Genomic DNA, 26,520 nt, shown 5'->3' with positions numbered 1-26,520 from the left:
GGCAAGGGCCTTGATGCACTTCTAGTCCATTGCCAAATTTAATCGAGCAATTAAACGGGAAATCGAAGGGAGAGATTCGCCCATGTCGATCTTGTACGACGAAGGCCAGCAAGCCATCGCAACCGAATCGCGCCGCGTCCTTGATGCGCGCGCCAGCAAGGACCGCCTGCTCAAGCTGCTTGAGCAGACCGGCCAATATGACGAACCGTTCTGGCAGACCGCGGTCGAGCAGGGCTGGACCGCTCTGGCAATTCCCGAACAGCACGGCGGGCTGGGCCTGGGACTGGTCGAACTGGGGCTGGTGGCCCTGGCGACCGGCGCGGCCACGGCCGGCGCGCCGTTCCTGACCTTTGGTTATGGCGCCTCGCAGGCGCTGATCGGCTCGGGTCATGCCGATTTGCAGGCCGCCTGGCTGCCCAAGCTCGCCAGCGGAGAAGCGCTGGGCACCGTGGCTTTCGCCGAAGGCACCGATCCGCTGCCCGCCGCGCCGACCGCGACCTTCGCTGGCGGCAAGCTGTCGGGCGCCAAGGAAGCGGTTCCGGGCGGTCTCAAGGCTGATTTCGCGATCGTCTGGGCACGCCACGATGGCCAGCCAGCGCTGGTCCTGGTCGAACTGGCCAACGCGGTGCGCACGCCTGTGGACAGCTATGACAATTCGCGTCTCTATGCCGATCTCGCCTTTGCCGGCGCGCCGGCGACGCTGCTGGTCGAAGGCGATGCGGCGCAGACCCTGGCGCTCGACGTGCTGGCGCGGATGGCTGTGGTCACTGCCCACGAACAGGTCGGCGGGGCCGAGGCGCTGCTTCACATCGCGCGCGAATATGCCGTGACCCGCAAGGCGTTCGGCCAGCCGATCGGCGCGTTCCAGTCGATCAAGCACCGCATCGCGGAAATGTATGGCCTGGTCGAAATCGCCCGCGCCAACTGCATCGCCGCCGCCGCGAGCGAGGGGAAGGACAACTTCCTGATCGCCGCTGCCGACGCGCGCATTGCCGCGACCGATGGTTATGACACCGCCTCGCGCGATTGCGTGCAGATCCACGGCGGGATCGGCGTGACGTGGGAAATGGGCCTGCACCTCCACATGCGCCGCGCGCGCAGCCTGGCGGTGGAACTGGGCAACCTCTATTTCTGGGAAGACCTGCTGGTTCAGCAGCTGACGGGAGAAGCGGCATGAGCGATCTTGAAGCCTATCGCCTGAAGGCGCGCGAATGGTTGCAGAGCATGGCGCCGAAGTATGCGCGCGATGCGCGCCGCGGCATGACCGTGGAAGAGGAACTGGCGCTGGGCCGCGAGTTCCAGGCGCTGAAGTATGAAGCCGGTTATGCCGGGATCAACTGGCCCAAGGAAATGGGCGGGCAGGGCCTGACCCACCTCGAAAAGATCGCCTACGATTCCGAGGAAATGAACTTCGGCATGCCGACGGTGTTCTTCGGCATTTCGCTGGGCATGCCGGTGCCGATCCTGATGCGTTACGGCATGGGCGAGAACAAGGAACACGCCGCCTGGGTCAAGGAACGCGTGGTCAAGGCGCTGCGCGGCGAGGAAATCTGGTGCCAGCTGTTCTCCGAACCCTCGGGCGGCTCGGACCTCGCGGGCCTGCGCACCAAGGCCGAGCCGGACGGCAACGGCTGGCGCATGACCGGCCAGAAGATCTGGACCAGCTGGGCGCAATACTGCGATTACGGCGTGATCGTGGTCCGCACCGATCCCACGGTCGAAAAGCACAAGGGCCTGACCTATTTCTGGGTCGACATGAAGGCCAAGGGCGTCGACGTGCGCCCGATCAAGCTGGCCGGCGGCGACAGCCACGTCAACGAAGTGTTCTTCGATGACGTCCGGCTTGAAGACAGCCAGCGGATGAGCCCGGTGGGCGGCGGCTTCGGCGTGGCGCTCGCCACGCTGATGATCGAACGCTACATCGCGACCGACAGCGGCGGCTTCGGCCCGCACCTCGATGTCTTCGTCGACCTGGTCAAGGGGCTGGAAATCAACGGCAAGCCGGCGCTCAAGGATGCCCGCGTTCGCCAGCAGATCGCCCGCAACCACGCGATGCGCGCCGGGCTCGATTCGATCACCAGCCGCGCCTTCCAGATGATGATGGCGGGGATGGAGCCGGGACCGGAAGGCAGCCTGCAGAAGCTCGTCTCGGTGCGCAGCCGTCAGAAGCTGTCGGAACTGGCGATGGACCTGCAGGGCAACCTTGGCCTGCATTTCGATCCGCACGCCTACGTCAAGGAAGACTGGGGCGCGAGCTGGCTCAACGCGCCGACCGGCCGCATCGCCGGCGGTTCGGACGAAGTCCTGCTCAACACCATTGCCGAGCGTATCCTGGGCCTGCCGCAGGATCACCGCCCGGACAAGGGCGTCGCCTTCAACCAGATTCCGGCCTGAGGAGGGCAAGACCATGGCACTCAAGACGCGGATCACCGAACTCCTCGGGATCGAGCATCCGATCGTCCAGGGCGGGATGCAGTGGGTCGGCACGGCGGAAATGGCCAGCGCCGTTTCCAATGCCGGCGGCCTCGGCATCATCACCGGCCTGACCCAGCCCAGCGCCCAGGCGCTGCGCGACGAGATCGAACGCTGCAAGGGCATGACCAGCAAGCCCTTCGGCGTGAACATGACCGTGTTCCCCGCGATCAATCCCCCCGATTACAAGGCCTATACCCAGGCGATCATCGACAGCGGCGTGAAGGTGGTGGAAACCGCCGGCACCCCGGCGGTGCGCGAGCTGTGGGAAATGATGAAGCCGCACGGCATCAAGATCCTGCACAAGTGCACGGCCGTCCGCCACGCCGTTTCGGCGGAAAAGGCGGGCGTTGACGTGATCTCGATCGACGGGTTCGAATGCGCCGGCCACCCCGGTGAAGACGACATCCCGGGCCTGATCCTGATCCCGGCGGCAGCCGACAAGGTCAAGATTCCGCTGCTCGCCTCGGGCGGGTTCGGTGACGGGCGCGGCCTCGCCGCCGCGCTCGCGCTGGGGGCCGAAGGGATCAACATGGGCACGCGGTTCTGCGCGACGGTCGAAGCGCCGATCCACCAGAACTTCAAGCAGGCGATGGTCGATAATGACGAACGCTCGACCGCGCTGATCTTCCGCAGCTTCCGCAACACCGCCCGCGTCGCAAGGAACGGCATCGCCCAGGCGGTCGTCGCGGCCGAAGCCGAAGGCAAGCCGTTCGAAGCCGTGGCCGACCTGGTCAAGGGCGTGCGCGGCCGCGAAGGGTTGCAGACGGGCGATACCGAACATGGTATCTGGACCGCCGGCATGATCCAGGGCCTGATCCACGACATCCCGACCTGCGAAGTGCTGGTCAGCCGGATTGTCGCCGACGCCGAAGCAATCATCCGCAATCGCCTGGCGAGCAAGCTCGCCTGATTTTGCCATTCAAGGAGTAACCACCATGGCAGACGCCTATATCATCGACGCAGTCCGCACCCCGCGCGGCATCGGCAAGCCCGGCAAGGGCGCTCTTTCGCACCTCCACCCGCAGCACCTCGCCGCGACCGTGCTCAAGGCGCTCAAGGAACGCAACAACCTCGACACCAGCACCGTCGATGACGTGATCTGGTCGACCTCGACCCAGAAGGGCAAGCAGGGCGGCGACCTCGGCCGCATGGCCGCGCTGGCCGCCGGTTACGACATCGGCGCCTCGGGCATGACGCTTGACCGCTTCTGCGGCGGCGGCATCACCTCGGTCAACCTCGCCACGGCGGCAGTCATGTCGGGCATGGAAGACTGCGTCATTGCCGGCGGCACCGAAATGATGAGCTACACCGCCCAGGTCGGCGCGGAAGAAGCCAACGCCGGGATCAAGCCGCTGGGCATGGGTTCGGGCAACCTCGCGCTCGACGCGCTGCACCCGCAGAGCCACCAGGGCGTGTGCGGCGACGCGATCGCGGCGATGGAAGGCATCCCGCGCGAAGCGCTCGACGCGCTGGCGCTGGTCAGCCAGGAACGCGCCGACCGCGCGATCCGTGAAGGCCGCTTCGACAAGTCGCTGGTCACCGTCTACAACGAAGACGGCTCGGTCGCGCTGGACCACGAGGAATTCCCGCGTCCGGAAACCACCGCTGAAGGTCTGGCCAGCCTCAAGGCCAGCTTCGATGCCATCGCCGATTTCGATCTGGGCGGCACCACCTTCCGCAAGCAGATCCAGCGTCGCTATCCCGACCTGAACTGGAAGGGCGTGCACCACGCCGGCAACAGCTCGGGCGTGGTCGATGGCGCCGGCGCGGTGCTGATCGCCAGCAAGGAATACGCCGACAAGCACGGCCTCAAGCCGCGCGGCAAGATCGTCGCCTATGTCAACTGCGGCGATGACCCGACGCTGATGCTCAACGCCCCGGTTCCGGCGGCGAAGAAGGTGCTGGCCAAGGCCGGGCTGACCAAGGACGATATCGACGTCTTCGAAATCAACGAAGCCTTCGCCGTGGTCGCCGAAAAGTTCATCCGCGATCTCGATCTGGATCGCACCAAGGTCAACCCCAACGGCGGCGCGATGGCGCTGGGCCACCCGATCGGCGCGACCGGCTCGATGCTGATCGGCACCGCGCTGGACGAACTGGAACGCACCGGCGGGCGCTATGGCCTGATCACGATGTGTGCGGCGGGCGGCATGGCCCCGGCGATCATCATCGAACGCATCTGATCGACGCTCAGGCAAATCAAGGCCCCTTCCCCCTGCCGGGGGAGGGGGTTTTGATTCGTGTCATGGATTGCGCGCGCCGGGCGCGGAACACCCTTGTCGGCGGCCCGCGCGGGGCCTAGTCGGCAGCCAGTCATTCGGGAGTTGGACATATGCACTACGACGTTCTGATCGTTGGCGCGGGGCAGGGCGGCGGCGCGGCCGCGATCCAGCTGCGCCAGCAGGGCTTCACCGGCTCGCTCGGGATGATCGGGCGCGAAGTGGAACCGCCGTATGAGCGCCCGCCGCTGTCCAAGGAATACATGCTGGGCGAAAAGACCTTCGACCGGCTGCTGGTGCGTCCGCGCGACTTCTGGGCCAGCAAGGACATCGACCTGGTGCTGGGCGTGGAAGTGACCGCGCTCGACGGCGCGGCGCAGAGCGTCACCCTGTCGGATGGCCGGACCTGCACTTATGGCGACCTGATCTGGGCGACCGGCGGCGATCCGCGCCGGCTGTCGTGCCCGGGCGCGGACCTGGCCGGCGTCCACGGCGTGCGCACCCGCGAGGATGCCGACGCGATCCTGGCCGAACTGGCCGGGGTGAACCGCGTGGTCGTGATCGGCGGCGGCTATATCGGGCTGGAAGCGGCCGCCGTGCTGCGCAAGCTGGGCAAGGACGTGACCCTGCTGGAAATGCTGCCGCGCGTGCTGGCCCGCGTTGCCGGGCCGCAGCTGTCGGACTTCTACCAGGCCGAACACCGCGCCCACGGCGTCGACCTGCGGCTGGAAACCGGGGTCGAGGCGATTCTGGGCGAGAGCCGCGTGACCGGCGTCAAGCTGTCGGACGGCAGCGAGGTTGCCTGCGAACTGGTGATCGTCGGTATCGGCATCGTCCCGGCGGTCGGCCCGCTGCTCAGCGCCGGGGCGGCCGGCGGCAACGGGGTGGACGTGGACGAATTCTGCCGCACCAGCGTGCCGCACGTCTATGCCATCGGTGACTGCGCCGCCCATGCCAACGGCTTTGCCGAAGGCGCGGTGCTGCGGCTGGAAAGCGTCCAGAACGCCAACGACCAGGCCAAGACCGCCGTGGCCGCGATCTTGGGCGATCCGCAGCCGTACAAGGCGACGCCGTGGTTCTGGTCGAACCAGTATGACCTCAAGCTGCAAACGGTCGGCCTGTCGGGCGGGCACGATCAGACCGTGCTGCGCGGCGATCCGGCCGAACGCTCGTTCTCGGTGCTCTACCTCAAGGGCGGCAAGCTGATCGCGGTCGATGCGGTCAACGCGATGAAGGACTATGTCCAGGCCCGCAAGCTGGTGGAAGAAGGCGCGGTTATCGCAGCCGAAGACCTGGCGGACACCAGCCGTCCGCTGAAGGAACTGCCGCGACTTTGATGCGAAATTGCGGGCTGTCGTGAAGATGTCGTGGTCAGTCGCCCATCCCGGCGGCAAGTCGGCGGCGATGAAACAGGAGACAGCCATGCAGATCGAACCCAGCCGTCTTGTCGAAGCGCGTCTGGCCCGGGCGATGTCACAGGAAGAGGCCGCCATCGCCGCCGACCTCAGCGCCCGGACTATCCAGCGGATCGAAGCCGGGCACCGGGCCTCGCTCGAAAGCACCAAGGCGCTGCTGACCGTTTTCGGGGCGGATATCATCCATGATCCCGAGGCAGAGGCGGACGCGGCTCCGCAATCGCCCTGGCGGCAGGTTGGGGCTCAGTTGGCCAGCGCGACGCGGCGTTCGGCAAGCCTTGGTTTCGACGGATTTCGGCTGCTGCTCGCAGTGCAATTCGTCCTCGTCGCGCTGGCGAAACTGGTACTTCCCGAGCAGACCGGGCTGTTCGTCGATTCTGATGGGTTCGCGATCGGCGTCTTCCGCGACGCGCCACGCGAGGCTGTTGAACAGCTTGGCCTGTGGATCACCCCGCTAATGCTGCTGGCGGCAGGCGCGCTCGCACTGACCATCGGCCCGGTGCGCCGGCGTGTTCAGCCCTTCCTGTAAGCGGGCAAGGCAAGCCCAAGCCGGATCGCCGCGCCGCGCAGGGCAAAGCCTGCCAGCGCGGCGAGCGGCCAGACCAGCGCGTGCGGCAGGTCCAGCACCGCGCCCGCCGCGACCAATGCAGAGCTGAGCGCGGCGGCGGTGACATACAGTTCCGGCCGCATCAGGATCGATGGCCGCCCGGCGAGCACGTCGCGGATGATCCCGCCGACGCAGCCGGTGATAACGCCCATCACCATTGCCGGCACCGGGGCCACGGCATAGGCCAGCGCCTTGGCCGTGCCGAGCACGGCATAAGTGCCTAGCCCCGCCGCATCGGCCCATTCCAGCAACTGGCCTTCCCACCACTTGCGCGGGGTGAACCAGGCGAGCAGCGCCACGCCCAGGCACACCGGGGCGACCCACGGGTCGCGCACCCAGAACACCGGCGCGCCGATCAGCAGGTCGCGCACCGAACCACCGCCAACCCCGGTGACCAGCGCGAAAAAGCTCATCGTGACGAATGTCTGGCGCAGCCGCGCGGCCAGCAGCGCGCCGGTCAGCGCGAAGACCGCGGTGCCGATCAGGTCGAGCACCGGGGGCAGGCTGGGCAGGGCGGCGGCGGTCATGCCGCCGCTCCCGCCGCGCGGCGCAGCGCAGGCAGCAGCGCCTGCAAGTGGCCCATCAGGGCCGCGTCGTTGCTGCAATGGGCCATCACCAGTCCGCTGTCCCGTTCCACCGCCCCTTCGGCGTACCACGCCGTGTTCGAGCCGTTATGCCACAGATTGCCCTGCGGCGAAACGAACCAGCCCAGCGCATAGTCGCTGCCGAAGCGCGGGCGGTGCAGTTCCCGCCATGTGGCGCGGTCCAGCAGCGCCGGCCGGTCGCGGTGCGCGGCGAGGTAGGTCAGCAGGTCGGGCAGGTTCAGGTGCAGCCGCCCGGCCGGGCCCATCGCTGCCGGATTGTCCTGCAGGATCGGCGCGCCGTGATCATGCCCGCGCGGCTGATCGCCCAGCGGCGGTCCGAACCCGGCGCTGGCCAGGCCCAGCGGTTCCAGCACCTGCCGGTGCAGCAGGTCCTCCCAGCGTTTGCCGGTGGCCGCTTCCAGCATGTGCCCGGCCACCACATAGCCGCAGTTGGAATAAGCAAAGCGGCGGCGCGGCGCGGCCAGCGGCGGCATGGCCAGCGCCAGTTCGACATAGCGGCGGCGGCCGGCGCGGGCATCGGCCTCGATCCGGGGCAGGGCGAGCAACTCGGGCAGGGGGATGTCGGCTGGCAGCCCGGCGTGGTGGCTGAGCAGTTCGATCGCGGTCACCCCACGATAGATGTCTGGCACGCCGGGCAGGACCTGCTCCAGCGGTGTATCCCAGCCGATCACGCCCGCTTCCACGGCGCGGGCGAACAGCATGGCGGTAAAGCTCTTGGTGATCGAACCGATGTGCCACTGATCCAGCGGGGTGACCGGAGCGCTGCCCCCGGCGGCGCGCAGGCCATCGGCCAGCACCTTGGCAGCCTGCCCGCGCAGCTGCCAGCCCGCCGCCATGCCCGGCGTGCCCAGCGCGGTGCGCAGGGCGCGCAGCAGGGCGGGGCTCATCGTTCCGTCAGGCAGCGCGGCTTGCGCAAAGGCGCTGCGCGGCAGGGCGGCCAGGCCAAGCCCGGCCAGCACGATCCGCCGCGCGAGCCGCATCACTCCTCGATCAGCTCTTCCAGCCGGGTCTTGAGCTTGAGGATGCGCTGGGCGGCTTCGGTAAAGGTTTCCACGTCCTCGCGGCGGTTGTTGCCGCGCGCTTCCTTGGCGGCTTCGACATAGCCGTCCATGTCGGCTTCCAGCGCATCGACCAGGATGCCGATTTCGTCCTCGGTCAGCTTCACGGAATGGGTGTCGGCCATGTCTTGGTTCCTGTACTGCAATGAACACATGGGCCGCCCGGGTGGTCCCGAGCGGCCCAGATAATAGTCTGTCCTGATCGCTTGTCGATCAGATGTGGATCGGCTTGCCGGTCACTGCCATCGCCGCTTCCTTCACCGCTTCGCTGTGGGTCGGGTGGGCATGGCAGGTATAGGCGATGTCCTCGCTCGTCGCGCCGAATTCCATCGCCTGGGCGGCCTGGGCAATCATCGTGCCCGCCACGCTGGCAATGCACCATACGCCCAGCACGCGGTCGGTCTTGGCGTCCGCAATCACCTTCACGAAGCCGTCCGGCTCGTGATTGGTCTTGGCGCGGCTGTTGGCCATCATCGGGAACTTGCCGACCTTGATTTCGCCGCGTTCCTTGGCGGCTTCCTCGGTCAGGCCCACGCCGGCAAATTCGGGCATGGTATAGACCACGCCGGGGATCACGTCGTGATTGACGATCCCGGTCAGGCCCGCGATGTTTTCCGCAACGGCGATGCCTTCGTCCTCGGCCTTGTGGGCCAGCATCGGCCCCGGGATGCAATCGCCGATCGCCCAGACGCCGCTGACCTTGGTGGCAAAGTCATGATCGGTTTCGATCTGGCCGCGCGCGTTCAGCTCCAGCCCGATGCCCTCGATGTTGAGGCCCGCGACGTTGGGCCGGCGGCCGATGGCGACCAGCACGCAGTCCGCCTCGATCGTTTCAGTCGCACCGCCCTTGGCCGGCTCCAGCGTCAGCGTCGCTTGCTTGCCCTTGACCTCGGCGCCGGTCACCTTGGTGCCGAGCTTCAATTCCATGCCCTGCTTCTTGAACACCTTGGCGGCTTCCTTGCGGATGTCGCCGTCCATGCCGGGCAGCAGCTGATCGAGGAATTCGACCACGGTGACCTTGGCCCCAAGGCGCCGCCAGACCGAGCCGAGTTCCAGCCCGATCACGCCGCCGCCGATCACCACCAGGTGCTGCGGCACGCGGTCCAGCGCCAGCGCGCCGGTCGAATCGACGATCACGCCCTGATCGTTGTCCACTGCGACGCCGGGCAGTGGGGTCACGCTCGATCCGGTGGCGATGACGATGTCCTGGGCGGTATAGTCCTTGCCCGCGACAGTCACGGTATGGGCGTCCTTGAGCGCGCCGTAACCCTTCAGCCAATCGACCTTGTTCTTCTTGAACAGGTATTCGATGCCCCCGGTCAGCCCCTTGACCGCATCGGCCTTGTCGGCCTGCAAGGCGGCGAGGTCGAGTTCGACCTTGCCCAGCTTGACGCCGTAACGGGCGAGGGTGCCGTTGGCGGCTTCCTCGAACTTTTCCGAGCCGTGCAGCAGCGCCTTCGACGGGATGCAGCCGACGTTGAGGCAGGTCCCGCCCAGCGTCTCGCGGCCTTCCACGCAGGCCGTCTTCAGCCCGAGCTGCGCGGCGCGGATCGCGCCGACATAGCCCCCCGGACCGGCGCCGATGAAGATCACGTCATAATCGTATTCAGCCATGTCCAGCGTCCCTTAAAGGTCGATCAGCAGACGAGTGGGTTCCTCGATCGCTTCCTTGATCACCTTGAGTGCGGTCACCGCCTCGCGGCCGTCGATGATGCGGTGGTCATAGGACAGCGCCAAGTACATCATCGGGCGGATCACGATCTGCCCGTCGCGGACCACCGGGCGGTCCTCGATGCGGTGCAGACCCAGCACGGCCGACTGCGGGGGATTGATGATCGGGGTGCTCATCAGCCCGCCGAACACGCCGCCGTTGGAAATGGTGAAAGTGCCGCCGGCCATGTCGGCCATGGTCAGGGTGCCTTCCTTGGCCTTCTTGCCATAGGCGGCAATCGCCTTTTCAATGTCGGCAAAGCCCATCGCCTGGACATCGCGCACCACCGGCACGACCAGGCCATTGGGGGCGCTGACCGCCACCGACAGGTCGACATAGGGGTGATAGACGATTTCGTCGCCTTCGATCCGGGCGTTGACGGCGGGGAATTCCTTCAGCGCCAGGCACGCGGCCTTGGCGAAGAAGCTCATGAAGCCGAGCCGCACGCCGTGCTTCTTTTCGAAGCTGTCGCGGAAGGTGTCGCGCGCCTTCATCACCGCGCTCATGTCCACGTCGTTGAAAGTGGTGAGCAGCGCAGCGGTGTTCTGCGCTTCCTTGAGCCGCTTGGCGACCGTCTGGCGCAGACGGGTCATCTTGACCCGTTCCTCGCCGCGATTGCCCGCAGCGGCGGGGGCGGCAGCCGGAGCGGCGGCGGCCGGGGCCGGGGCGGCGTTCTTGGCGGCGGCGGCGGCCAGCACGTCTTCCTTGGTGATGCGGCCGTCCTTGCCGGTGCCCTTGATGGTCGACGGGTCGATGCCGTGTTCCAGCACCGCGCGGCGCACCGCCGGGCTCAGCACCGCGGCGTCGTCAGCGGCCGGTTCGGCGGCGACGGGGGCGGCGGCAGGCGCCGGAGCCGGAGCGGCGGCGGGCGCCGCAGCCGGGGCCGGGGCGGCAGCGCCCGAGCCGGCTTCGATCGTTGCGATCACCGCGCCGACCGACACGTTGTCGCCGGCCTGGGCGAGGTACTGGCCCATCACGCCCGCGACCGGCGCGGTCACTTCGACCGCGACCTTGTCGGTTTCCAGGCTGGCGATCGGTTCATCCAGCGCCACGGCTTCGCCGGGCTGCTTCAGCCATTCGCCGATGGTGGCTTCGGCAACGCTTTCGCCCAGGGTGGGCACTTTGACTTCGGTGGACATCGTCTTGTTTCCTCAGGCCTTTTTACGGCGACGGAGTTCATTGCGGACCGACAGGCCCAGGGCATGGCTGATCAGCGCGCCCTGTTCGGCCTCGTGCCGCTTGGCCAGGCCCGTGGCGGGCGAGGCGCTGGCGACGCGGCCGGCATAGCGCGGGCGGGTGACCTTGCGTTCGGCGGCGATCAGCGCTTCCTCGATCAGGCTTTCGACGAAGAACCACGAACCGTTGTTGCGGGGTTCTTCCTGGCACCAGACCACTTCTTCCAGATTGGGCATCTTCGAGAAGCGCAGCGCCAGCGGCTCGCCCGGGAAGGGATAGAGCTGCTCGAGGCGGATGATCTGGGTATCCTCGATCCCCGCCGCGTCGCGCGCTTCCATCACATCGTAGGCGACCTTGCCCGAACACAGGATGACGCGCTTGGTCTTCTCGTCGCTCGCGCCGTTGCGGTCCGACAGGATGCGCTTGAAGTGCGCCTGACCGACGAATTCGCTCGCCTCGCTTTTCGCCATCGGATGGCGCAGCAGCGACTTGGGGCTCATGATGATGAGCGGCTTGCGGAACGGACGGTGCATCTGCCGGCGCAGGACGTGGAAGTAATTGGCCGGGCTGGTGATGTTGCAGACCTGGATGTTGTCCTGCGCGCACAGCTGCAGGTAGCGCTCCAGACGGGCCGAGGAGTGTTCCGGCCCCTGGCCTTCGTAACCGTGCGGCAGCAGCATGACGAGGCCGTTGGCGCGCAGCCACTTGGCTTCGGAAGCGGCGATGTACTGGTCGATCACGATCTGCGCGCCGTTGGCGAAATCGCCGAACTGCGCTTCCCAGATCACCAGGCTCTTGGGATCGGCGCTGGCATAGCCGTATTCGAAGCCCAGCACGCCGTATTCCGACAGCGGGCTGTCATGCACTTCGAACTTGCCGTGCGGGACGGTGCTGAGCGGCACGTACTTGTGCTCGTCGGTCTGGTCGACCCACACCGCGTGGCGGTGGCTGAACGTACCGCGGCCCGAATCCTGGCCCGACAGGCGCACCCCGAAGCCTTCCGAGAGCAGCGAACCGAACGCCAGCGCTTCCGCCGTCGCCCAGTCGAATCCCTGGCCGGACTTGAACATCTCGCGCTTGGCATCGAGCACGCGGGTCAGCGTCTTGTGGATCTGGATCGAATCCGGAACCGTGGTCAGCGTCCGGCCCAGGCTGTCGAACAGCTTCTGTTCGATGCCCGTATGGACGTTGCGGCGCGCGGTTTCGGGATCGGCCGGGGCGTGCAGCCCCTGCCAGCGCCCGCCGAACCAGTCGGCATGGTTGCTCTTGTAGCTTTTCGCCGCGTCGAATTCGGTTTCCAGCGTGGCGACGAAGTGGGCTTCGACTTCGCCGGCATAGTTGCCGTCGATCACGCCTTCCTTGACCAGGCGGTCGGCATAAAGCTTGCTGACCGCCGGATGGGCGCGGATCTTCTGGTACATCAGCGGCTGGGTGAAGCCGGGCTCATCGCCTTCGTTGTGGCCGAAGCGGCGATAGCACCACATGTCGACCACGATGTCGCGGCCGAAGGTCTGGCGATAGTCGATCGCCAGCTTGCAGGCGAAGGTCACCGCTTCGGGATCGTCGCCGTTGACGTGGATGATCGGCGCCATGACGCCCTTGGCAACGTCGGACGGATAGGGCGACCCACGGCTGAACTGCGGGCTGGTGGTGAAGCCGATCTGGTTGTTGATCACGAAGTGGATGCAACCGCCGATGTTGTAGCCCTTGACCCCGGAAAAGCCGAAGCATTCCCAGACGATCCCCTGGCCGGCAAAGGCCGCGTCGCCGTGGATCAGGATCGGCATGACCTGCTTGTGCTTGCCCTGGCCGATGTCGTCGCGGAACACCTGGTTGGCGCGGGTCTTGCCCAGCACGATCGGGTCGACCGTTTCAAGGTGCGACGGGTTGGGCACCAGGCTCATGTGCACCTTGATCCCGTCGAATTCACGGTCGGTGCTGGTGCCGAGGTGATACTTCACGTCGCCCGAACCGCCGACGTCTTCGGGGTTGGCGGTGCCGCCCGAGAATTCGTGGAAGATCACGCGGTACGGCTTGGCCATCACGTTGGCCAGCACGTTGAGGCGGCCGCGGTGCGCCATGCCATAGACGATTTCGCGCACGCCGCGCTGGCCGCCGTACTTGATGACCGCTTCCAGCGCCGGGATCATCGATTCCCCGCCATCCAGGCCGAAGCGCTTGGTGCCGACATATTTGCGGCCGAGGAACTTTTCGTACTGTTCGCCGCGGATCACGGCCTGGAGGATCGCCTTCTTGCCGTTGGGGGTGAAGTCGATCGACTTGTCGCCGCCCTCGATCCGGTCCTGGATGAAGCGGCGCTCCTCCACGTCGGCGATGTGCATGTATTCGAAGCCGACCTTGCCGCAGTAATTCCGCCGCAGCACGGCCACCAGTTCGCGCACCGTGGTCCATTGCAGGCCCAGCGCCCCGCCGACATAGACCTTGCGGTCGAGTGCGGCGCCGACGAAGCCGTGGTATTCGGGCGAAAGGTCGGCCGGCAGGTTCTGGTGCGACAGCCCCAGCGGATCGAGGTCCGCCGCCAGGTGCCCGCGCACCCGGTAGGTGCGGATCAGCATCATGGCCCGGATCGAATCCGCCGCCGCTTCTTCCACCGCGCGCGCGTCCATCGCCGCGCCGGTGCCCTTGGCCGCAGCCTTGATCGCCGCCTGCATGGCGGTGGGATCGAGCGCCTGGGTCAGGTCATCGGCGGCGGTGCGCCAGTCGGCCCGCGCCCAGCTCGGTCCGGGCTGGGGTTCGTCGGGAAGAAAATCGTGGCTTTCGCTACCCATCGGTAAAACGCCTTTTGCGTGGGGCGGCCCACCGGACCGCCCGTGCCTTGCTTCGGTACTTCAGGGGCAGGCGTTCCCTGAGGAGGTCCGCTGTGCCCGATACGTGGTTAACGCAGGTTCAAGGAGCGGCTCAGGCCAGTTCCTTGAGCACCTCCGCCAGGGTTTCGCCCAGCAGCGACGGCGAGGAGGAGACGCGGATGCCCGCTTCTTCCATCGCCGCGATCTTGTCTTCGGCGCCGCCCTGGCCGCCCGAAACGATGGCGCCGGCATGGCCCATGCGGCGGCCCGGAGGCGCGGTACGGCCCGCGATGAAGCCGGCCATCGGCTTCTTGCGGCCACGGCGCGCTTCGTCCTTGAGGAACTGGGCGGCTTCTTCTTCGGCGCTGCCGCCGATTTCACCGATCATGATGATCGACTTGGTTTCATCGTCGGCCAGGAACAGTTCCAGCACGTCGATGAAGTTGGTGCCGTTGACCGGGTCGCCGCCGATGCCGACCGCGGTGGTCTGGCCGAGGCCAATCTGGCTGGTCTGGAACACGGCTTCATAGGTCAGCGTGCCCGAGCGGCTGACGACGCCGACGCTGCCCTTCTTGAAGATCGAACCGGGCATGATCCCGATCTTGCATTCGTTCGGGGTCAGCACGCCGGGGCAGTTGGGGCCGATCAGGCGGCTCTTGCTGCCCGACAGCGCGCGCTTGACGCGGACCATGTCGAGCACGGGGATGCCTTCGGTGATGCAGACGATCAGTTCCATCTCGGCGTCGATCGCTTCGAGGATGGCGTCGGCCGCACCCGGAGGCGGCACGTAGATGCAGCTGGCGGTCGCGCCGGTCACGGCCTTGGCTTCGGCCACGGTGTCGAACTGCGGCAGGCCGATGTGTTCGGTCCCGCCCTTGCCGGGGGTCACGCCCGCGACCATCTGGGTGCCGTAATCAAGCGCCGCCTGGGTGTGGAACGAGCCCGTCGCGCCGGTCATCCCCTGGGTGATGACCTTGGTGTTCTTGTTGATCAAAATGGACATTTCAGAATCCTCCGATGGCCTGGGCCATAAGTACCTGGCCTTTCAGGCCAAATTTCTGTGAAACCGGATCGGTCCCGGTAATGTAGCTGACTTCGACCGAGTGGCCGGACTTCCAGCCCGGTTCCCACAGGTATTTCACCTGGTCGTCGGGCAGGGGCAGGGTGCCGGTCCAGGGCTTGCCCATCAGCACCGCCAGCGCTTCGCCCGGCAGCGCGGCCGGGGCGTCGAAGTGGTAGATGCGGCAACCGTTCGACCAGTAACCTTCGCTGTCGCGGTAGCGCGATTGCACCATCCACAGCTCACGCCCGGCCACGGTCTTGTGGAACTGCGCCCCGGTGAAAGTGGCGCTGGGTTCTTCCTTGAGCCCGGCCTTGCGGCCCTGCTCGACCAGCAGCTTCAGGTTGGGGTGGGCATCGGGTTCAACCGCGTGCCATTTGCCGCGCCGGGCGGCCCGGGCCATGGCATCCATGCTGCGCACCTTGATGCAAACGCCCTTGAACGCGGCGAACAGCGCGCGGTCCTCCGTGAGGGGGACCGGCGCCGTCGCCGCGGCGGCGGCAGCCATGATGGAGAGGAAAGCCATGGCCGCGCGCCGGATCAGGCCAGCGAGGGCTCGATGCCCTTGCAGGCCACCAGCAGTTCCTTGACCGCGTCAACCGAGACCTGGAAGTTCTGCTTCGCTTCGGCGTCGAGCGCGATTTCGATCACTTCTTCCGCGCCGTTCGCACCGATCACCACCGGCACGCCGACGTACAGGCCGTCGAGGCCGTACTGGCCGTCAACGTAAACCGCGCAGGGCAGGATGCGCTTCTGGTCGCCCAGATAGGCTTCGGCCATGGCGATCGCGCTGGTGGCCGGGGCGTAATAGGCCGAACCGGTCTTGAGCAGGCCGACGATTTCGCCGCCGCCGCTGCGGGTGCGGGCAACGATTTCGTCCAGGCGTTCCTTGGTCGACTTGCCCATCTTGACCAGGTCGGTGACGGGGATGCCGCTGACGGTCGAATATTCGAGCACCGGGACCATGGTGTCGCCGTGGCCGCCCAGCACGAAGGCGTTCACGTCCTTGACCGAAACGCCGAATTCCCAGGCGAGGAAAGTGGCGAAGCGCGCCGAATCGAGCACGCCGGCCATGCCGACGACCTTGTTGGCGGGCAGACCCGAGAATTCGCGCAGGGCCCAGACCATCGCGTCGAGCGGGTTGGTGATGCAGATCACGAAAGCGTTCGGGGCGTGGTTCTTGATCCCTTCGCCGACCGACTTCATCACGCCCAGGTTGATGCCCAGCAGGTCGTCGCGGCTCATCCCCGGCTTGCGCGGCACGCCGGCGGTGACGATCACCACGTCGGCGCCGGCAATGTCGGCATAGTCGTTGGTGCCGGTGATCTTCGCGTCGAACCCTTCGACCGGGCCGCACTGCGACAGGTCAAGCGCCTTGCCCTGGGGGATGCCTTCGGCGATGTCGAACAGGACGATGTCGCCCAGTTCCTTCTTCGCGGCGAGGTGAGCCAGCGTGCCACCGATCATGCCGGCGCCGATGAGCGCGATCTTCTTGCGAGCCATAATTCGACGATGTCCTTCCCTGGTCTGCGGGATCACATCTGGCAAAAAAGGGGGCAGCCCATCCCATCCCGCTGGTGCAGGCTGTCCGATAACGGGCTGGCCCTAGGCCCCTGGGCAGGGGATTGCAAGGCAGTAAAGGCGCCTTGGGGCAACTATTTTCTGATAATGGTTCGCAATTGCAAATAGCCTGCGGAACTGCGCGATGAATCGCCCCCTGCCTGCGCCGGGCAGTGGCATGACGTAAGGGAAATTGCCTGTTTTGGCTAGGCGGCGTGGATAGATGCGATGTCTGCTGCCTGCCGCTTGCTGTCCGGCCCCTGTCGCTGCCCCAACTCCACCGTCACCCCGGGCTTGACCCGGGGTCCCGCTTCCTTTGCTGCCCCGCAAGGAATAGCTGGACCCCGGGTCAAGCCCGGGGTGACGGGAACGAGAGAGAGGGCGATGGGCACAACTGCCAGTCCGCCGGCCACACTTTGCGGCTCTTTGCTGCGCGCTCGTGGTTCGGCGCTAGCGGACGTTTCGTCAGGTCGGAATTTGTCTACGCCGCCTAGCGGGCCGGATTGATCCGTGCCGCGGTGGCCGTGGCCATGCGCCGGTCGAGCGCGCGGCAGATCTCCAGCCAGTGCGCGCTTTCCGCCGCATCGCCCAGGCGGTGGGCCTCAAGCGCGTTGTCGCGGGCGACTTGCGCCGCGCGCAGGCCGTGCTGGGCGAAATGCTTGAGCGCATCGCGCAGCAGGACGTCGCGGGTGCTGGCCGCATTGTCGTTCGCCGCGCGGCCTACCGGGCGCACCTGGCCGCCCGGTCCGGTCAGGACCGACATGGCGCGGCGGGCAGCGGCGAAGCGGATCGACATGGGCGGGCAGGGCCTCTTCTGGCGGTTGGCGACTGCCAAGGGCCCTAGCGCGGGGGGCGCTAAGGGAAGGTGTTGCGCTATGGTTTCCGGGGATTAACCAAATTGCCCAATGACGGAAAACCGCCACCTTGCGGGGTGCGGATCAGTTGCCGCTGCTGCTGCCCGGCTGGTTGATCCAGCGCCCGGCGTGTTCGTATTCAGGGCGCACGGTGCTGGCCGCCGGGTCGGGCAGCTTGTCGGCGCGGTACAGCGCTTCGCCGCCGCGCCGGGCCACGTCGCTGGCATAGGCGGGGGCGGGTGCGGCGCGCGCCGGGGCCATGCCGCCGCCGGCAGTGGGCACCATGGCTCCGCCCTGCGCCGTCTTGAGCCCGGCATCGTAGGCTTTCTGGATCGCCAGCGGATCAAGCACCGGATCGGCTGCCTTGTCCGCCGCCGCACTGCGGGCATGCGGGCCGGGCAGTGGTTCGGCCCCGCGATAGGCAAAGCGGAACGCGCCGGGCTGCCCCGCCGCGCCGTTGAAGCGGTAGAACCGGTGCGCGCCGATGGTGACGATGTGATAGAGGCTGGGCGCCCAGTACGGGTGGACCGCGATGGTGTGGTAATGCGTTGCCAGGCCGACGCTGCGTTCGACATAGCCCGACAAGGCGGCCTGCGCGGTCAGCATCGCCCGCGCCCAGAAGCGGCGGTCGGGCACTCGCGCCAGCGAGCCGTCGCAGGTGAAGCTGAACTGGCAGCCGGTGCTGCGTTCCGACCCCTGGTAGACCACGCCGCAGACGGTGTTGGGATAGCTGGGGTGGGCGACGCGGTTTAGCACCACCTGGGCCACGGCGCGCTGGCCCTGGTCGGATTCGCTGGCGGCTTCGTAATAGATCGCGGCGGTCAGGCAATCGAGCGCGCGGCCCCGATCGGCCCCGGAATTGTCGATCCGCATCGCCCGCGCGATCGGCCCGGCCATCGGATCGACCATGGTCGGCGCGCCTTCCGCGTCGGAATGGATCCCTTCGACCAGCGGCGGCAGCCCTTCGTCCTGCGCCAGGTAATAGAACGCGCTGCCGGGAAAGCTTTCACCCACCCGCTCGAACGGCATGGGTTCGACCCGCACCTGGGCTTCGCCCGCGTTGCCGATGCCCAGCCCCTGCCAGGCTTGCGGCCCGGCAATGGCGGGGACCGCCACGGCCACCAGCAGCACCAGCGCGCGCCGCCCCAAGTGCCGGCGCTGCCCGCGCATCCCCACGGTGCGGTGCCGCGCCCGTGCGAACCGCGCCGCGAAATCGCGGGGCCGGGGTTCATAGGGCAGGGGCAGCAATCGGGTCATGCACGCTTTCGCTTGGGCTACGCGCCTTCGCGCGTAAGCCGGATGCGTCCCGCCGCGCCACTGCGCAGTTCGCGCCGTGCCGGGGTGGGACAGTTCGCCTGATCCTAGCCGCCAAGCGGTTAAGGAACGCCTGCGGTTGCCCTGCGCCGTCAAAAGGCGTAGGGGCGCGGCCACGTCATCGGTTGTTCCGGGTAGCCGGAACCGAAGAGGGAAGGAGGTGCGATGCCTCCGCTGCCCCCGCAACTGTGACCGGGGAGCACCTTGCCCCACATGCCACTGGGAAACCGGGAAGGCGGGCAGGGCGCATTGATCCGGGAGCCAGGAGACCTGCCAGTGACGGTCGTTCCGCAGCCGGGCGGGGTGTACCGGAATGCAGCGAGGACCCGCGAATTCGCGCGGGCCTTCCGCCATGAACGGCGTTCGTTCATGACGGGAGTATTGCGTTTGAAATATCTGTTCTTGCTGGGTTGTTCCTTGGGTGTTGCCGCACCGGCAGCGGCGCAGGACTGTGCCGATGATGCTGCCAACTGCGTGGTGGTGGCCGATCGGCTGCGCGACACCGCGATTACCGTGGTCGCTTCGGGGCGCGAGGAGCGGGTCAACGAAACCGGCCAGTCGATCAGCGTGATCGGCGCGGCGGAACTGGCGGCGGTGCAGGGGCCTGACCTCGCTCGCGTGCTCGAACGCCTGCCCGGCGTCACCACGGCACGCAGCGGCCCGCTGGGCAGCCAGACCAGCGTGTTCGTGCGCGGGGCCAATTCGCAGCAATTGCTGGTAACGCTGGACGGGGTGCGGCTGGACGATGTCGCCGCGCCGTCTGGCGGGTTCGACCTTGGCACCATGCTGCCGGGCGGGATCGCCAAGGTGGAACTGCTGCGCGGTTCGAACTCGGTCGCCTGGGGCTCGAACGCGATCGGCGGGGTGCTGGCGCTGACCAGCGAGCGGCTCGACGGTGCGCGCGCCGGGGTGGAATACGGCGCCAACGATACGGTCAGCGCCGATGCCGCGCTGGGTGCCAGCGGCGCTGCCTATAGTGTGACCGCATCGGGCGGCTATGTCTCGTCGGACGGAATCTCCGCCTATGCCAAGGGTGCGGAGAGTGACGGGTTCCGCCAGTGGCGCGCGAACCTGCGCGGCGAAGTGCGGTTGGCGGGCGACCTGTGGCTCGATGCCGCCGGGCGCTATGCCGACAGCAGGATCGATTTCGACGGCTATCCCGCGCCATTCTACAGCTTTGCCGATACCCCGGAATACCAGACCACCCGGCAGGGTTCCGGGCGGCTGGGGCTGCGTTACGCTGCGGGATCGCTCAATCTGCGCGGCGGCGCTGCCTATAGCGACACCCGCCGCGAATACTTTGACCCGACCTTCGGCACCGCGCCCAATTTCACCACCCAGGGCCGCAGCTGGCGTGCGGACCTGACCGGCCGGGCCGAGCTGACCCAGGGCGTCACGCTCGATTTCGGAGCGGACAGCGAATGGACGCGCTTTGCCACCCTGTTCGATCCGCCGCAGGACGCGCGGCTGAGCAGCGGGCACGTGCTGCTGGGCTATCATTCGGGCGGCCTGCACCTGTCGGGCGGCGTGCGGCTGGATGACCATGACCGCTTCGGCAGCCACTGGACCTTCGGGGCCAATGGCGCGGTCGAACTGGCGGCGGACCTGCGCCTGCGCGCCTCCTATGGCGAAGGGTTCAAGGCGCCGACGCTCTACCAGCTTTACGGCTATGGCGGGAACGCCGCGCTGCGGCCCGAACGCAGCAAGGCCTATGACGCGGGGATCGAACTGGGGGATCGCAGTGGCTCGCGCCATGTCGCGCTCACCCTGTTCCGCCGCGATGCCAGCCAACTGATCGATTACCTGTGGCCCAGCGGCTACTTCAACATCGGCGCGACCCGCGCCGAAGGGGTGGAACTGGAAGGCGGCTGGGCGATTGTCGACAATCTGCGCGCTCGCGCGGCCTACAGCTACGTCAAGGCGGTCAACCGCGCGAATGGCAAGGACCTCGCCCGCCGCCCGCGCAATGCGGTGACCGCGGGGCTGGACTGGACCACGCCGCTGGCCGGGTTGACGCTGGGCGCGGACCTGCGGCTGGTGTCGGACAGCTATGACGATGCGGGCAATTTCACCCGGCTCGATGGCTATGGTCTGGTCACCCTGCGCGCCAGCATGCCGCTGCCGGGCGGGCTGGAGCTGTATGGCCGGGTCGAGAACCTCGGCAACGTGCACTACCAGTCCGTCGCGGGCTATGGCTCCTATGGCCGCTCGGCCTTCGTGGGGCTGCGCGGGCGGTGGTAAGGCGGCTGGCCCCGCTCTTCGCGCTGGTGCTGGCGGCCTGTTCCGCCGCTCCGGCGCGCGAGGCGGGGCCGCCGCTGCCGCGGATCGCCAGCCTGAATCCCTGTACCGACGCGATCCTGGCCAAAGTGGCCGATCCGGCGCAGATCGCCGGGCTGTCGGCCTTTTCGAGCGATCCGGCGGCGTCCTCGATGGACGTTACCACGGCGCGGCGTTTCCCGGCCCTGTCCGGCACGGTCGAGGAAGTGGCCGCGCTGCGTCCCGATCTGGTGCTGGGCAGCAGCTTTACCCCGCCGGCGACCGCCGCTGCGCTGGCGCGGCTGGGCTACCGGCTGGAACGCTTCGGCATGGCGGCGGACGTGCCTGCCAGCCTGGAGCAGGTCCGCCGCATCGCCGCCCTGGCCGGCCATCCCGACCGGGGCGAGGCGCTGGCCGCCCGGATTGAAGCGGCGCTGGCCCAGGCCGCGCCGCCCGCCGGCGCGCCCACCGTGCCCGCGCTGGTCTGGCAATCGGGCGGCATGGTGCCGGGGCAGGACACGCTGATCGCCGCGCTGCTGGCGCGTACCGGCTTTGCCAGCGTGGCGGCGCAGCGCGGGCTGAAGCAGGCCGATCTGCTGCCGCTGGAACAGGTCCTGGCCAATCCCCCGCGCGTGATCCTGACCGCCGGGGACCTGCACGGCAACGAGGACCGGATGCTGCGCCACCCGGCGCTGGCGGCACTGAAAGGCACCAGTCGCGCGCGGCTTGATCCCGCGCTGCTGTGGTGCGGCGGGCCGACCATCGTGCGCGCCGCCCAGCGGCTGGCTGAAGTGCGGAGCGGCCTCAAATGACCCGGCTGAATACCTTGCTGATCGCCCTGCTGGCGCTGGCCGTGCCGCTCAGCCTGCTGGCCGGGCGGGTGTGGATCGATCCGTTCGATCCGCAATTGCCCAATGCGGCGGTGATATTCGTGGAACTGCGCCTGCCGCGCGCCGTGCTGGCGCTGGTGCTGGGCGCGGGGCTGGGCGCGGCGGGGGCGGCGATGCAGGGCTACCTGCGCAACCCGCTGGCCGATCCGGGATTGTTCGGGATTGCCCCCGGCGCGGCTCTGGGCGCGGTGCTGAGCTTCTGGACCGGCTGGGCGGCCAGCGGCTGGGCGCTGCCGCTGTTCGCGCTGATCGGCGCGGGCGGGGCGATGGCGCTGCTGGGTCTGATCGCCGGGCGCAGCGGCGGGGTGCTGCTGTTCACGCTGGCCGGAATGATGATTGCCAGCCTGGCCGGGGCCTTGATGAGCCTGGCGATCAGCCTGTCGCCCACGCCTTTTGCGATGAGCGAGATCGTCACCTGGCTGATGGGCGCGCTGGCCGATCGCGGCTGGGCCGAAGTGTGGATCGCCGCGCCGCTGACCGCGCTGGGCGTGGCGGTGCTGCTGCTGGCCGGGCGCAACCTTGATGCGCTGAGCCTCGGTGACCTCGCCGCCCGCTCGCTCGGCGTCGATCCGCGCCGTTTGCAGGCGCTGATGATTGCCGGGATCGGGCTGACCGTGGGCGCCAGCGTAGCCGTGGCCGGGATCATCGGCTTTGTCGGGCTGATGGTGCCGCATTTCGTGCGCCCCCACACCGATGGCCGCCCGAGCCGGCTGATCGTGCCGTCCGCGCTGGCCGGGGCGCTGCTGTTGCTGGTGGCGGACTGCCTGTGCCGGGTGCTGCCGCTACAGGGCGAACTGCGCCTTGGCATCGCCTTGTCGCTGCTTGGCGCGCCGTTCTTCCTCGCGCTGCTGCTGCGCCTGAAGCGGGAGCTGGCGTGATGCTGGAAGCACAGGGCCTGACTTTGGGCCGCCGGATCGTGGCCATCGACACCGCTCTGGCTCCAGGACAGGTTACCGCGATCTGCGGCCCCAACGGCGCGGGCAAGAGCACGCTGCTGGCCTCGCTCGCTGCATTGCTGCCGGTCGATGCAGGCCGGGCGCTGCTCGATGGTCAGGACCTGGCTCAGCTGCCGCCGCGCCAGCGCGCGCAGGCGATCGGCTATCTGCCGCAGGCGGCAGAGCTGGCCTGGGACGTCAGCGTTGCGACGCTGGCGGGGCTTGGCCGCTTGCCCTGGTCAACCGGCGCGGCGGACAATGCGGCGGCAGTGGACGCCGCGCTGGCCGCGCTGCACCTCGATGCGCTCCGTGACCGCCCCGTCTCACAGCTGTCCGGCGGCGAACGCGCCCGCTCCTTGCTTGCCCGGGTGCTGGCGGGCCAGCCGCGCTGGCTGCTGGCGGACGAGCCGCTCGCCAACCTTGACCTGGCGCACCAGTTGGCGCTGCTCGCCCATTTCCGGCGGCTGGCCGGGCAGGGGCTGGGCGTGGTGCTGGTGATGCATGACCTGGCCCAGGCGATGAACCACGCCGACCGGGTGCTGGTGCTGCGCGAGGGGCGACTGGTGGAGGATGGCCCGCCCGAAACCGCGCTGCGCGCCGAAGCGATCTCGGCCCATTGGGGCGTTGCGGCGCGCTGGCTGGGCGATGCGGGCAGCCGCGCGCTGGCGGTGGGCTGACGCGAAAAGGGCAGCCCGTGGGCTGCCCTTCGCTTGTCCGGCGCTTACCAGATCTTGGCGCGCTGCTCCGGCGGGATGTACATGCTGTCGCCCGGCTTGACGCCGAACGCCTGGTACCACGGTTCGACGTTGCGCAGCGGGCCGAGCACGCGGAAGCGGCCGGGGCTGTGCGGGTCGGTGGTCACCTGGTTGCGCAGCGCATCTTCGCGCATCTTGCTGCGCCAGACCTGCGCATAGGCCAGGAAGAAGCGCTGGTCGCCGGTCAGCCCGTCGATCACCGGGGCTTCCTTGCCGCCAAGCGACTTGTGGTAGGCGTCCAGCGCCACCGAGACCCCGGCAAAGTCGGCAATATTTTCGCCCATGGTCAGCTTGGGGTTCACGAAAGCACCCGGCGCGGCTTCGAACTTGGCGTACTGGTCGCCGAACACGGTGCTTTCCGCTTCGAAGCGCTTGGCGTCCTCGGCGGTCCACCAGTCGCGGACCTTGCCGGTTTCGTCGATCTTGCGGCCCTGATCGTCGAAGCCGTGGCTGATTTCGTGGCCGATCACCGCGCCGATCGCGCCATAGTTGACCGCATCGTCCGCCGCCGGATCGAAGAACGGTGCCTGCAGGATGCCCGCCGGGAACACGATCTTGTTTTCCAGCCCGCCGTTATAGGCGTTCACGGTCTGCGGGTTCATCCCCCAAAGCTTGCGGTCCACCGGCTTGCCCATGAAGCTCAGCTGGTAGTCGGCCTCGAACCGGCCGGCGCGCAGCGCGTTGCCATAGAGATCGCCGGATTCGATCTTCAGGGGCGAATAGTCGCGCCACTTGTCGGGATAGCCGACCATCACGTCCATCTTGGCCAGCTTGGTCTTGGCTGCGGCCTTGGTCGCCGGGCTCATCCAGCCGTTGCTGTCGATCCGGTCGGCCATCGCGACCTTCAGGTTGACGACCAGCTGTTCCATCTTGGTCTTCGACGAGGCCGGGAAATAGCGCGCGACATAGGCTTCGCCGACCAGTTCGCCGAGCGAGCCGTTGACCATGTCGATCGCCCGCTTCCAGCGCGGCCGGATCGTTTCCACGCCCGACAGCGTCTTGGTATAGGCAAAGCGGCTGTCGACCATCGCCTTGTTCAGATAGGGCGAGGCCTGGTCGGCGGTATGGAATTCCTGCCAAAGCTTCAGCGTCGCCAGCGGGGTCTTCGCAAAGAGCGCGGCGATCTGCTTGATCGCGCTGTTTTCGGCCACGATCATGCGCTGCTGCGCCGGAATGCGCGCACCCGCGAAGAAGGCGTTCCAATCAAGCCCGGGGGCATAGCTGGCGAATTGCGCGGTGGAATAGGGGTTGTTGATCTTGTCGATGTCGCGGCTTTCTTCCGAAGCCCAGCTGACCTTGGCGATGGCTTCCTCGAAGGCATAGACTGTTGCCGCCGCCGCCTTGGGCTTGGGCGTGCCGATCGCCTGCAGGGTGCGCTCGATATAGGCCTTGTAGGCGTCGCGCTGCTTGGCGAACTGCGGGTTGAAGTAATAGTCGCGCTCGGGCAGGCCAAGCCCGGCCTGGCCGATGTACAGCACGTTGATGTCGGGATTGGCGGTGTCCGCCCCGACGAAGGTGCCGACCAGCGCACTGCCGAACACGCCGCTGGTGCCGCCCATGTGGCGGGCAAAGGCGGTCTTGTCCTTGATCGCGCGGATCTTGGCAATGTCGGCCAGCAGCGGCTTGAGACCCAGGGTCTCGAGCCGCGCCTCGTCCATGAAGCTGGCATAGAGCGCGCCGTGCTTCGATCCGGCCGGGGCGTCCTTGATCAGGCTCTGCACCTGGTCCTGCACCGTTTCGCGCAGGTCATAGAACGTGCCGGTGCTGGGGCGGTCATCGGGGATGGTGGTCTTGTCCAGCCACTTGCCCGAAGCATGGCGCTGGAAGTCGTCGCCCGGCTTGACGCTTTCGTCGCGGGCGGAAAGGTCGACCCCCCAGGTGCCGAAGGTCGGCTTGGCGGGGACGGCTGCCGGCAGGGCGGGGTCGGCCGCCTGGGCCAGGGCCGGGACAGTGCTGGCCGCCAGGACAGCCAGGGCGGCGGTGCTCAGAAACAGACGGAATTTCACAGCGTTGGATCTCCAGAAACGGTTCCGGCCCAGGCTCTTCAAGCGCCAGGCGCGATAGGCTGCGTTGCGCCGGGCGGGCACGCCAAGTCAATGCCGTTTGCCGAAGCGAATGGGGCGTTGGTGGAACGGCGGGCGCTGCGCCGGGCGACGCATCTGCGCCATGCCGAGCCCGTAGCCGAATGGCCTAGGGTTTGCTGGAAAATCGCCGGATGGCCGGACCGGACTTTCGGTCCGTGACCCCGTCCGCGCGTCAGGTCAGCGCTGGCAATAGCGATAGTCGCCCGCGCGGCAGGCGGCCACCGCGCGGCGCCATGCGGCCATGTCGCGCTGGTAGCGCTGCTGCTGCTCGCGGTAACGCTCCATGGCATGGGCGTGATCGGCGCGGCGGTCCTGCTGCGCGTCCCAGGCACGCCATTGCCTCGCATGGCGCGCGTCGCGTTCGCGCACGTGGCGCAGTTCGCGCAGGTTGAGCTGGCGGATGATCTCATGGTCGCGCGCGCGGGCGGCCTTGCTGCGCATCGCCGGATCGTTGGGATCGTCCGCCAAGGCCGCCCCCGACCAGATCAACATGCCCAGCGCAGCCATGCCCGCCAAAGTCCGTCCGACCATCGCGCACCCTTCTTCTCATGATGGGGTCTGCCATGCCTGCGCCCGGTCGGTGCGGGCAATCGCTTTGCGACGAGCCGGGCGCGGTCCGTCGCAGATGCGGCGCGACCCGCCGACAAGGTGCGGTTTTCCGGGGTTTTGCGCGACATTCCCCATTGGGCAGGGGGCGGTCCCTTGCCTGAATCGAACAGATGTGGAACACACCCGCGCC

General features: G+C 67.7%; 23 protein-coding genes and 1 riboswitch. Of the genes, 10 read left to right on the top strand and 13 right to left on the bottom strand.

Annotated elements, in window-relative coordinates; all coding sequences use genetic code 11:
- The first annotated feature begins 82 nt into the window (after positions 1-82).
- The 6 genes from ACE3N9_RS03760 (at position 83) to ACE3N9_RS03735 (ending at position 6,638) form a co-directional block, all read left to right on the top strand.
- Positions 83-1,177: an acyl-CoA dehydrogenase family protein gene (locus ACE3N9_RS03760; protein ID WP_374280991.1), complete on the top strand. Its 1,095-nt coding sequence runs from the start codon at positions 83-85 to the stop codon at positions 1,175-1,177.
- A complete protein-coding gene (locus tag ACE3N9_RS03755) occupies positions 1,174-2,394 on the top strand; it encodes an acyl-CoA dehydrogenase family protein (protein ID WP_374280989.1) in 1,221 nt (406 codons plus the stop codon). Before ACE3N9_RS03760 ends, ACE3N9_RS03755 begins: the two co-directional genes overlap by 4 nt.
- 13 nt (positions 2,395-2,407) lie before the next feature.
- Positions 2,408-3,385, top strand: a complete 978-nt coding sequence (locus ACE3N9_RS03750; protein WP_374280987.1) for an NAD(P)H-dependent flavin oxidoreductase — start codon at positions 2,408-2,410, stop codon at positions 3,383-3,385.
- Positions 3,386-3,410: 25 nt separating this feature from the next.
- Positions 3,411-4,658 (top strand): acetyl-CoA C-acetyltransferase, encoded by a 1,248-nt coding sequence (locus tag ACE3N9_RS03745; RefSeq protein WP_374280985.1) that lies wholly within the window; start codon positions 3,411-3,413, stop codon positions 4,656-4,658.
- 149 nt (positions 4,659-4,807) lie between these two features.
- A complete protein-coding gene (locus tag ACE3N9_RS03740; protein ID WP_374280983.1) occupies positions 4,808-6,031 on the top strand; it encodes an NAD(P)/FAD-dependent oxidoreductase in 1,224 nt (407 codons plus the stop codon).
- 85 nt (positions 6,032-6,116) lie between these two features.
- Positions 6,117-6,638, top strand: coding sequence for a helix-turn-helix domain-containing protein (locus ACE3N9_RS03735; RefSeq protein WP_374280981.1), 522 nt, complete (start codon positions 6,117-6,119; stop codon positions 6,636-6,638).
- On the opposite strand, the gene ACE3N9_RS03730 is transcribed toward ACE3N9_RS03735, so the two are convergent.
- The 11 genes from ACE3N9_RS03730 to ACE3N9_RS03680 all read right to left on the bottom strand — a co-directional run bounded on the left by ACE3N9_RS03730 (position 6,623) and on the right by ACE3N9_RS03680 (position 18,804).
- The gene (locus ACE3N9_RS03730) at positions 6,623-7,243 is read right to left on the bottom strand and encodes a trimeric intracellular cation channel family protein (protein WP_374280979.1); all 621 of its coding nucleotides are present in this window, start codon (positions 7,241-7,243) and stop codon (positions 6,623-6,625) included. The genes ACE3N9_RS03735 and ACE3N9_RS03730 overlap by 16 nt on opposite strands.
- Positions 7,240-8,301 (bottom strand): serine hydrolase domain-containing protein, encoded by a 1,062-nt coding sequence (locus ACE3N9_RS03725; RefSeq protein WP_374280977.1) that lies wholly within the window; start codon positions 8,299-8,301, stop codon positions 7,240-7,242. Before ACE3N9_RS03725 ends, ACE3N9_RS03730 begins: the two co-directional genes overlap by 4 nt.
- Positions 8,301-8,504, bottom strand: coding sequence for a hypothetical protein (locus ACE3N9_RS03720; RefSeq protein WP_374280975.1), 204 nt, complete (start codon positions 8,502-8,504; stop codon positions 8,301-8,303). The genes ACE3N9_RS03725 and ACE3N9_RS03720 overlap by 1 nt, the downstream gene beginning before the upstream one ends.
- Before the next feature lie 88 nt (positions 8,505-8,592).
- A complete protein-coding gene (lpdA, locus tag ACE3N9_RS03715) occupies positions 8,593-9,993 on the bottom strand; it encodes a dihydrolipoyl dehydrogenase (RefSeq protein WP_374280973.1) in 1,401 nt (466 codons plus the stop codon).
- Positions 9,994-10,005: 12 nt separating this feature from the next.
- Positions 10,006-11,229, bottom strand: a complete 1,224-nt coding sequence (gene odhB, locus ACE3N9_RS03710; RefSeq protein WP_374280971.1) for a 2-oxoglutarate dehydrogenase complex dihydrolipoyllysine-residue succinyltransferase — start codon at positions 11,227-11,229, stop codon at positions 10,006-10,008.
- A gap of 12 nt (positions 11,230-11,241) precedes the next feature.
- A complete protein-coding gene (locus ACE3N9_RS03705; RefSeq protein WP_374280969.1) occupies positions 11,242-14,055 on the bottom strand; it encodes a 2-oxoglutarate dehydrogenase E1 component in 2,814 nt (937 codons plus the stop codon).
- Between the two features lie 130 nt (positions 14,056-14,185).
- Positions 14,186-15,076: a succinate--CoA ligase subunit alpha gene (gene sucD, locus ACE3N9_RS03700; RefSeq protein ID WP_374280967.1), complete on the bottom strand. Its 891-nt coding sequence runs from the start codon at positions 15,074-15,076 to the stop codon at positions 14,186-14,188.
- 1 nt (position 15,077) lies between these two features.
- Entirely contained in the window at positions 15,078-15,659 is a 582-nt protein-coding gene (locus ACE3N9_RS03695) for a hypothetical protein (protein ID WP_374280965.1), read from the bottom strand.
- 14 nt (positions 15,660-15,673) lie between these two features.
- Positions 15,674-16,636 (bottom strand): malate dehydrogenase, encoded by a 963-nt coding sequence (gene mdh / locus ACE3N9_RS03690; RefSeq protein ID WP_374280963.1) that lies wholly within the window; start codon positions 16,634-16,636, stop codon positions 15,674-15,676.
- Positions 16,637-17,183: 547 nt separating this feature from the next.
- Entirely contained in the window at positions 17,184-17,489 is a 306-nt protein-coding gene (locus tag ACE3N9_RS03685) for a hypothetical protein (protein ID WP_374280961.1), read from the bottom strand.
- A gap of 142 nt (positions 17,490-17,631) precedes the next feature.
- Positions 17,632-18,804, bottom strand: coding sequence for a cell wall hydrolase (locus ACE3N9_RS03680; RefSeq protein ID WP_374280959.1), 1,173 nt, complete (start codon positions 18,802-18,804; stop codon positions 17,632-17,634).
- A gap of 162 nt (positions 18,805-18,966) precedes the next feature.
- Positions 18,967-19,154, top strand: a riboswitch (cobalamin riboswitch).
- A gap of 124 nt (positions 19,155-19,278) precedes the next feature.
- On the opposite strand from ACE3N9_RS03680, the gene ACE3N9_RS03675 reads away from it, so the two are divergent.
- Genes ACE3N9_RS03675 through ACE3N9_RS03660 form a run of 4 tightly spaced genes read left to right on the top strand, consistent with a single transcriptional unit; the run spans position 19,279 to position 23,619 of the window.
- The gene (locus ACE3N9_RS03675) at positions 19,279-21,102 is read left to right on the top strand and encodes a TonB-dependent receptor plug domain-containing protein (RefSeq protein WP_374280957.1); all 1,824 of its coding nucleotides are present in this window, start codon (positions 19,279-19,281) and stop codon (positions 21,100-21,102) included.
- On the top strand, positions 21,096-21,929 hold the full coding sequence (locus tag ACE3N9_RS03670; RefSeq protein ID WP_374280955.1) for an ABC transporter substrate-binding protein: 834 nt from the start codon (positions 21,096-21,098) through the stop codon (positions 21,927-21,929). Before ACE3N9_RS03675 ends, ACE3N9_RS03670 begins: the two co-directional genes overlap by 7 nt.
- Entirely contained in the window at positions 21,926-22,885 is a 960-nt protein-coding gene (locus tag ACE3N9_RS03665) for a FecCD family ABC transporter permease (RefSeq protein WP_374280953.1), read from the top strand. Before ACE3N9_RS03670 ends, ACE3N9_RS03665 begins: the two co-directional genes overlap by 4 nt.
- Positions 22,885-23,619: an ABC transporter ATP-binding protein gene (locus ACE3N9_RS03660; RefSeq protein WP_374280951.1), complete on the top strand. Its 735-nt coding sequence runs from the start codon at positions 22,885-22,887 to the stop codon at positions 23,617-23,619. The genes ACE3N9_RS03665 and ACE3N9_RS03660 overlap by 1 nt, the downstream gene beginning before the upstream one ends.
- 44 nt (positions 23,620-23,663) lie before the next feature.
- On the opposite strand, the gene ACE3N9_RS03655 is transcribed toward ACE3N9_RS03660, so the two are convergent.
- Both ACE3N9_RS03655 and ACE3N9_RS03650 read right to left on the bottom strand, forming a co-directional pair.
- Entirely contained in the window at positions 23,664-25,703 is a 2,040-nt protein-coding gene (locus ACE3N9_RS03655) for a M13 family metallopeptidase (RefSeq protein ID WP_374280949.1), read from the bottom strand.
- Positions 25,704-25,958: 255 nt separating this feature from the next.
- Complete coding sequence (locus tag ACE3N9_RS03650) at positions 25,959-26,312, bottom strand: hypothetical protein (RefSeq protein WP_374280947.1); 354 nt, start codon at positions 26,310-26,312, stop codon at positions 25,959-25,961.
- Positions 26,313-26,520: the final 208 nt, after the last annotated feature.

It is taken from the genome of Novosphingobium sp., from assembly GCF_041905565.1.
GTDB lineage: Bacteria > Pseudomonadota > Alphaproteobacteria > Sphingomonadales > Sphingomonadaceae > Novosphingobium.
The sequence above is the reverse complement of the archived record's forward strand: the minus strand, read 5'-3'. Positions and strand labels throughout refer to the sequence as shown.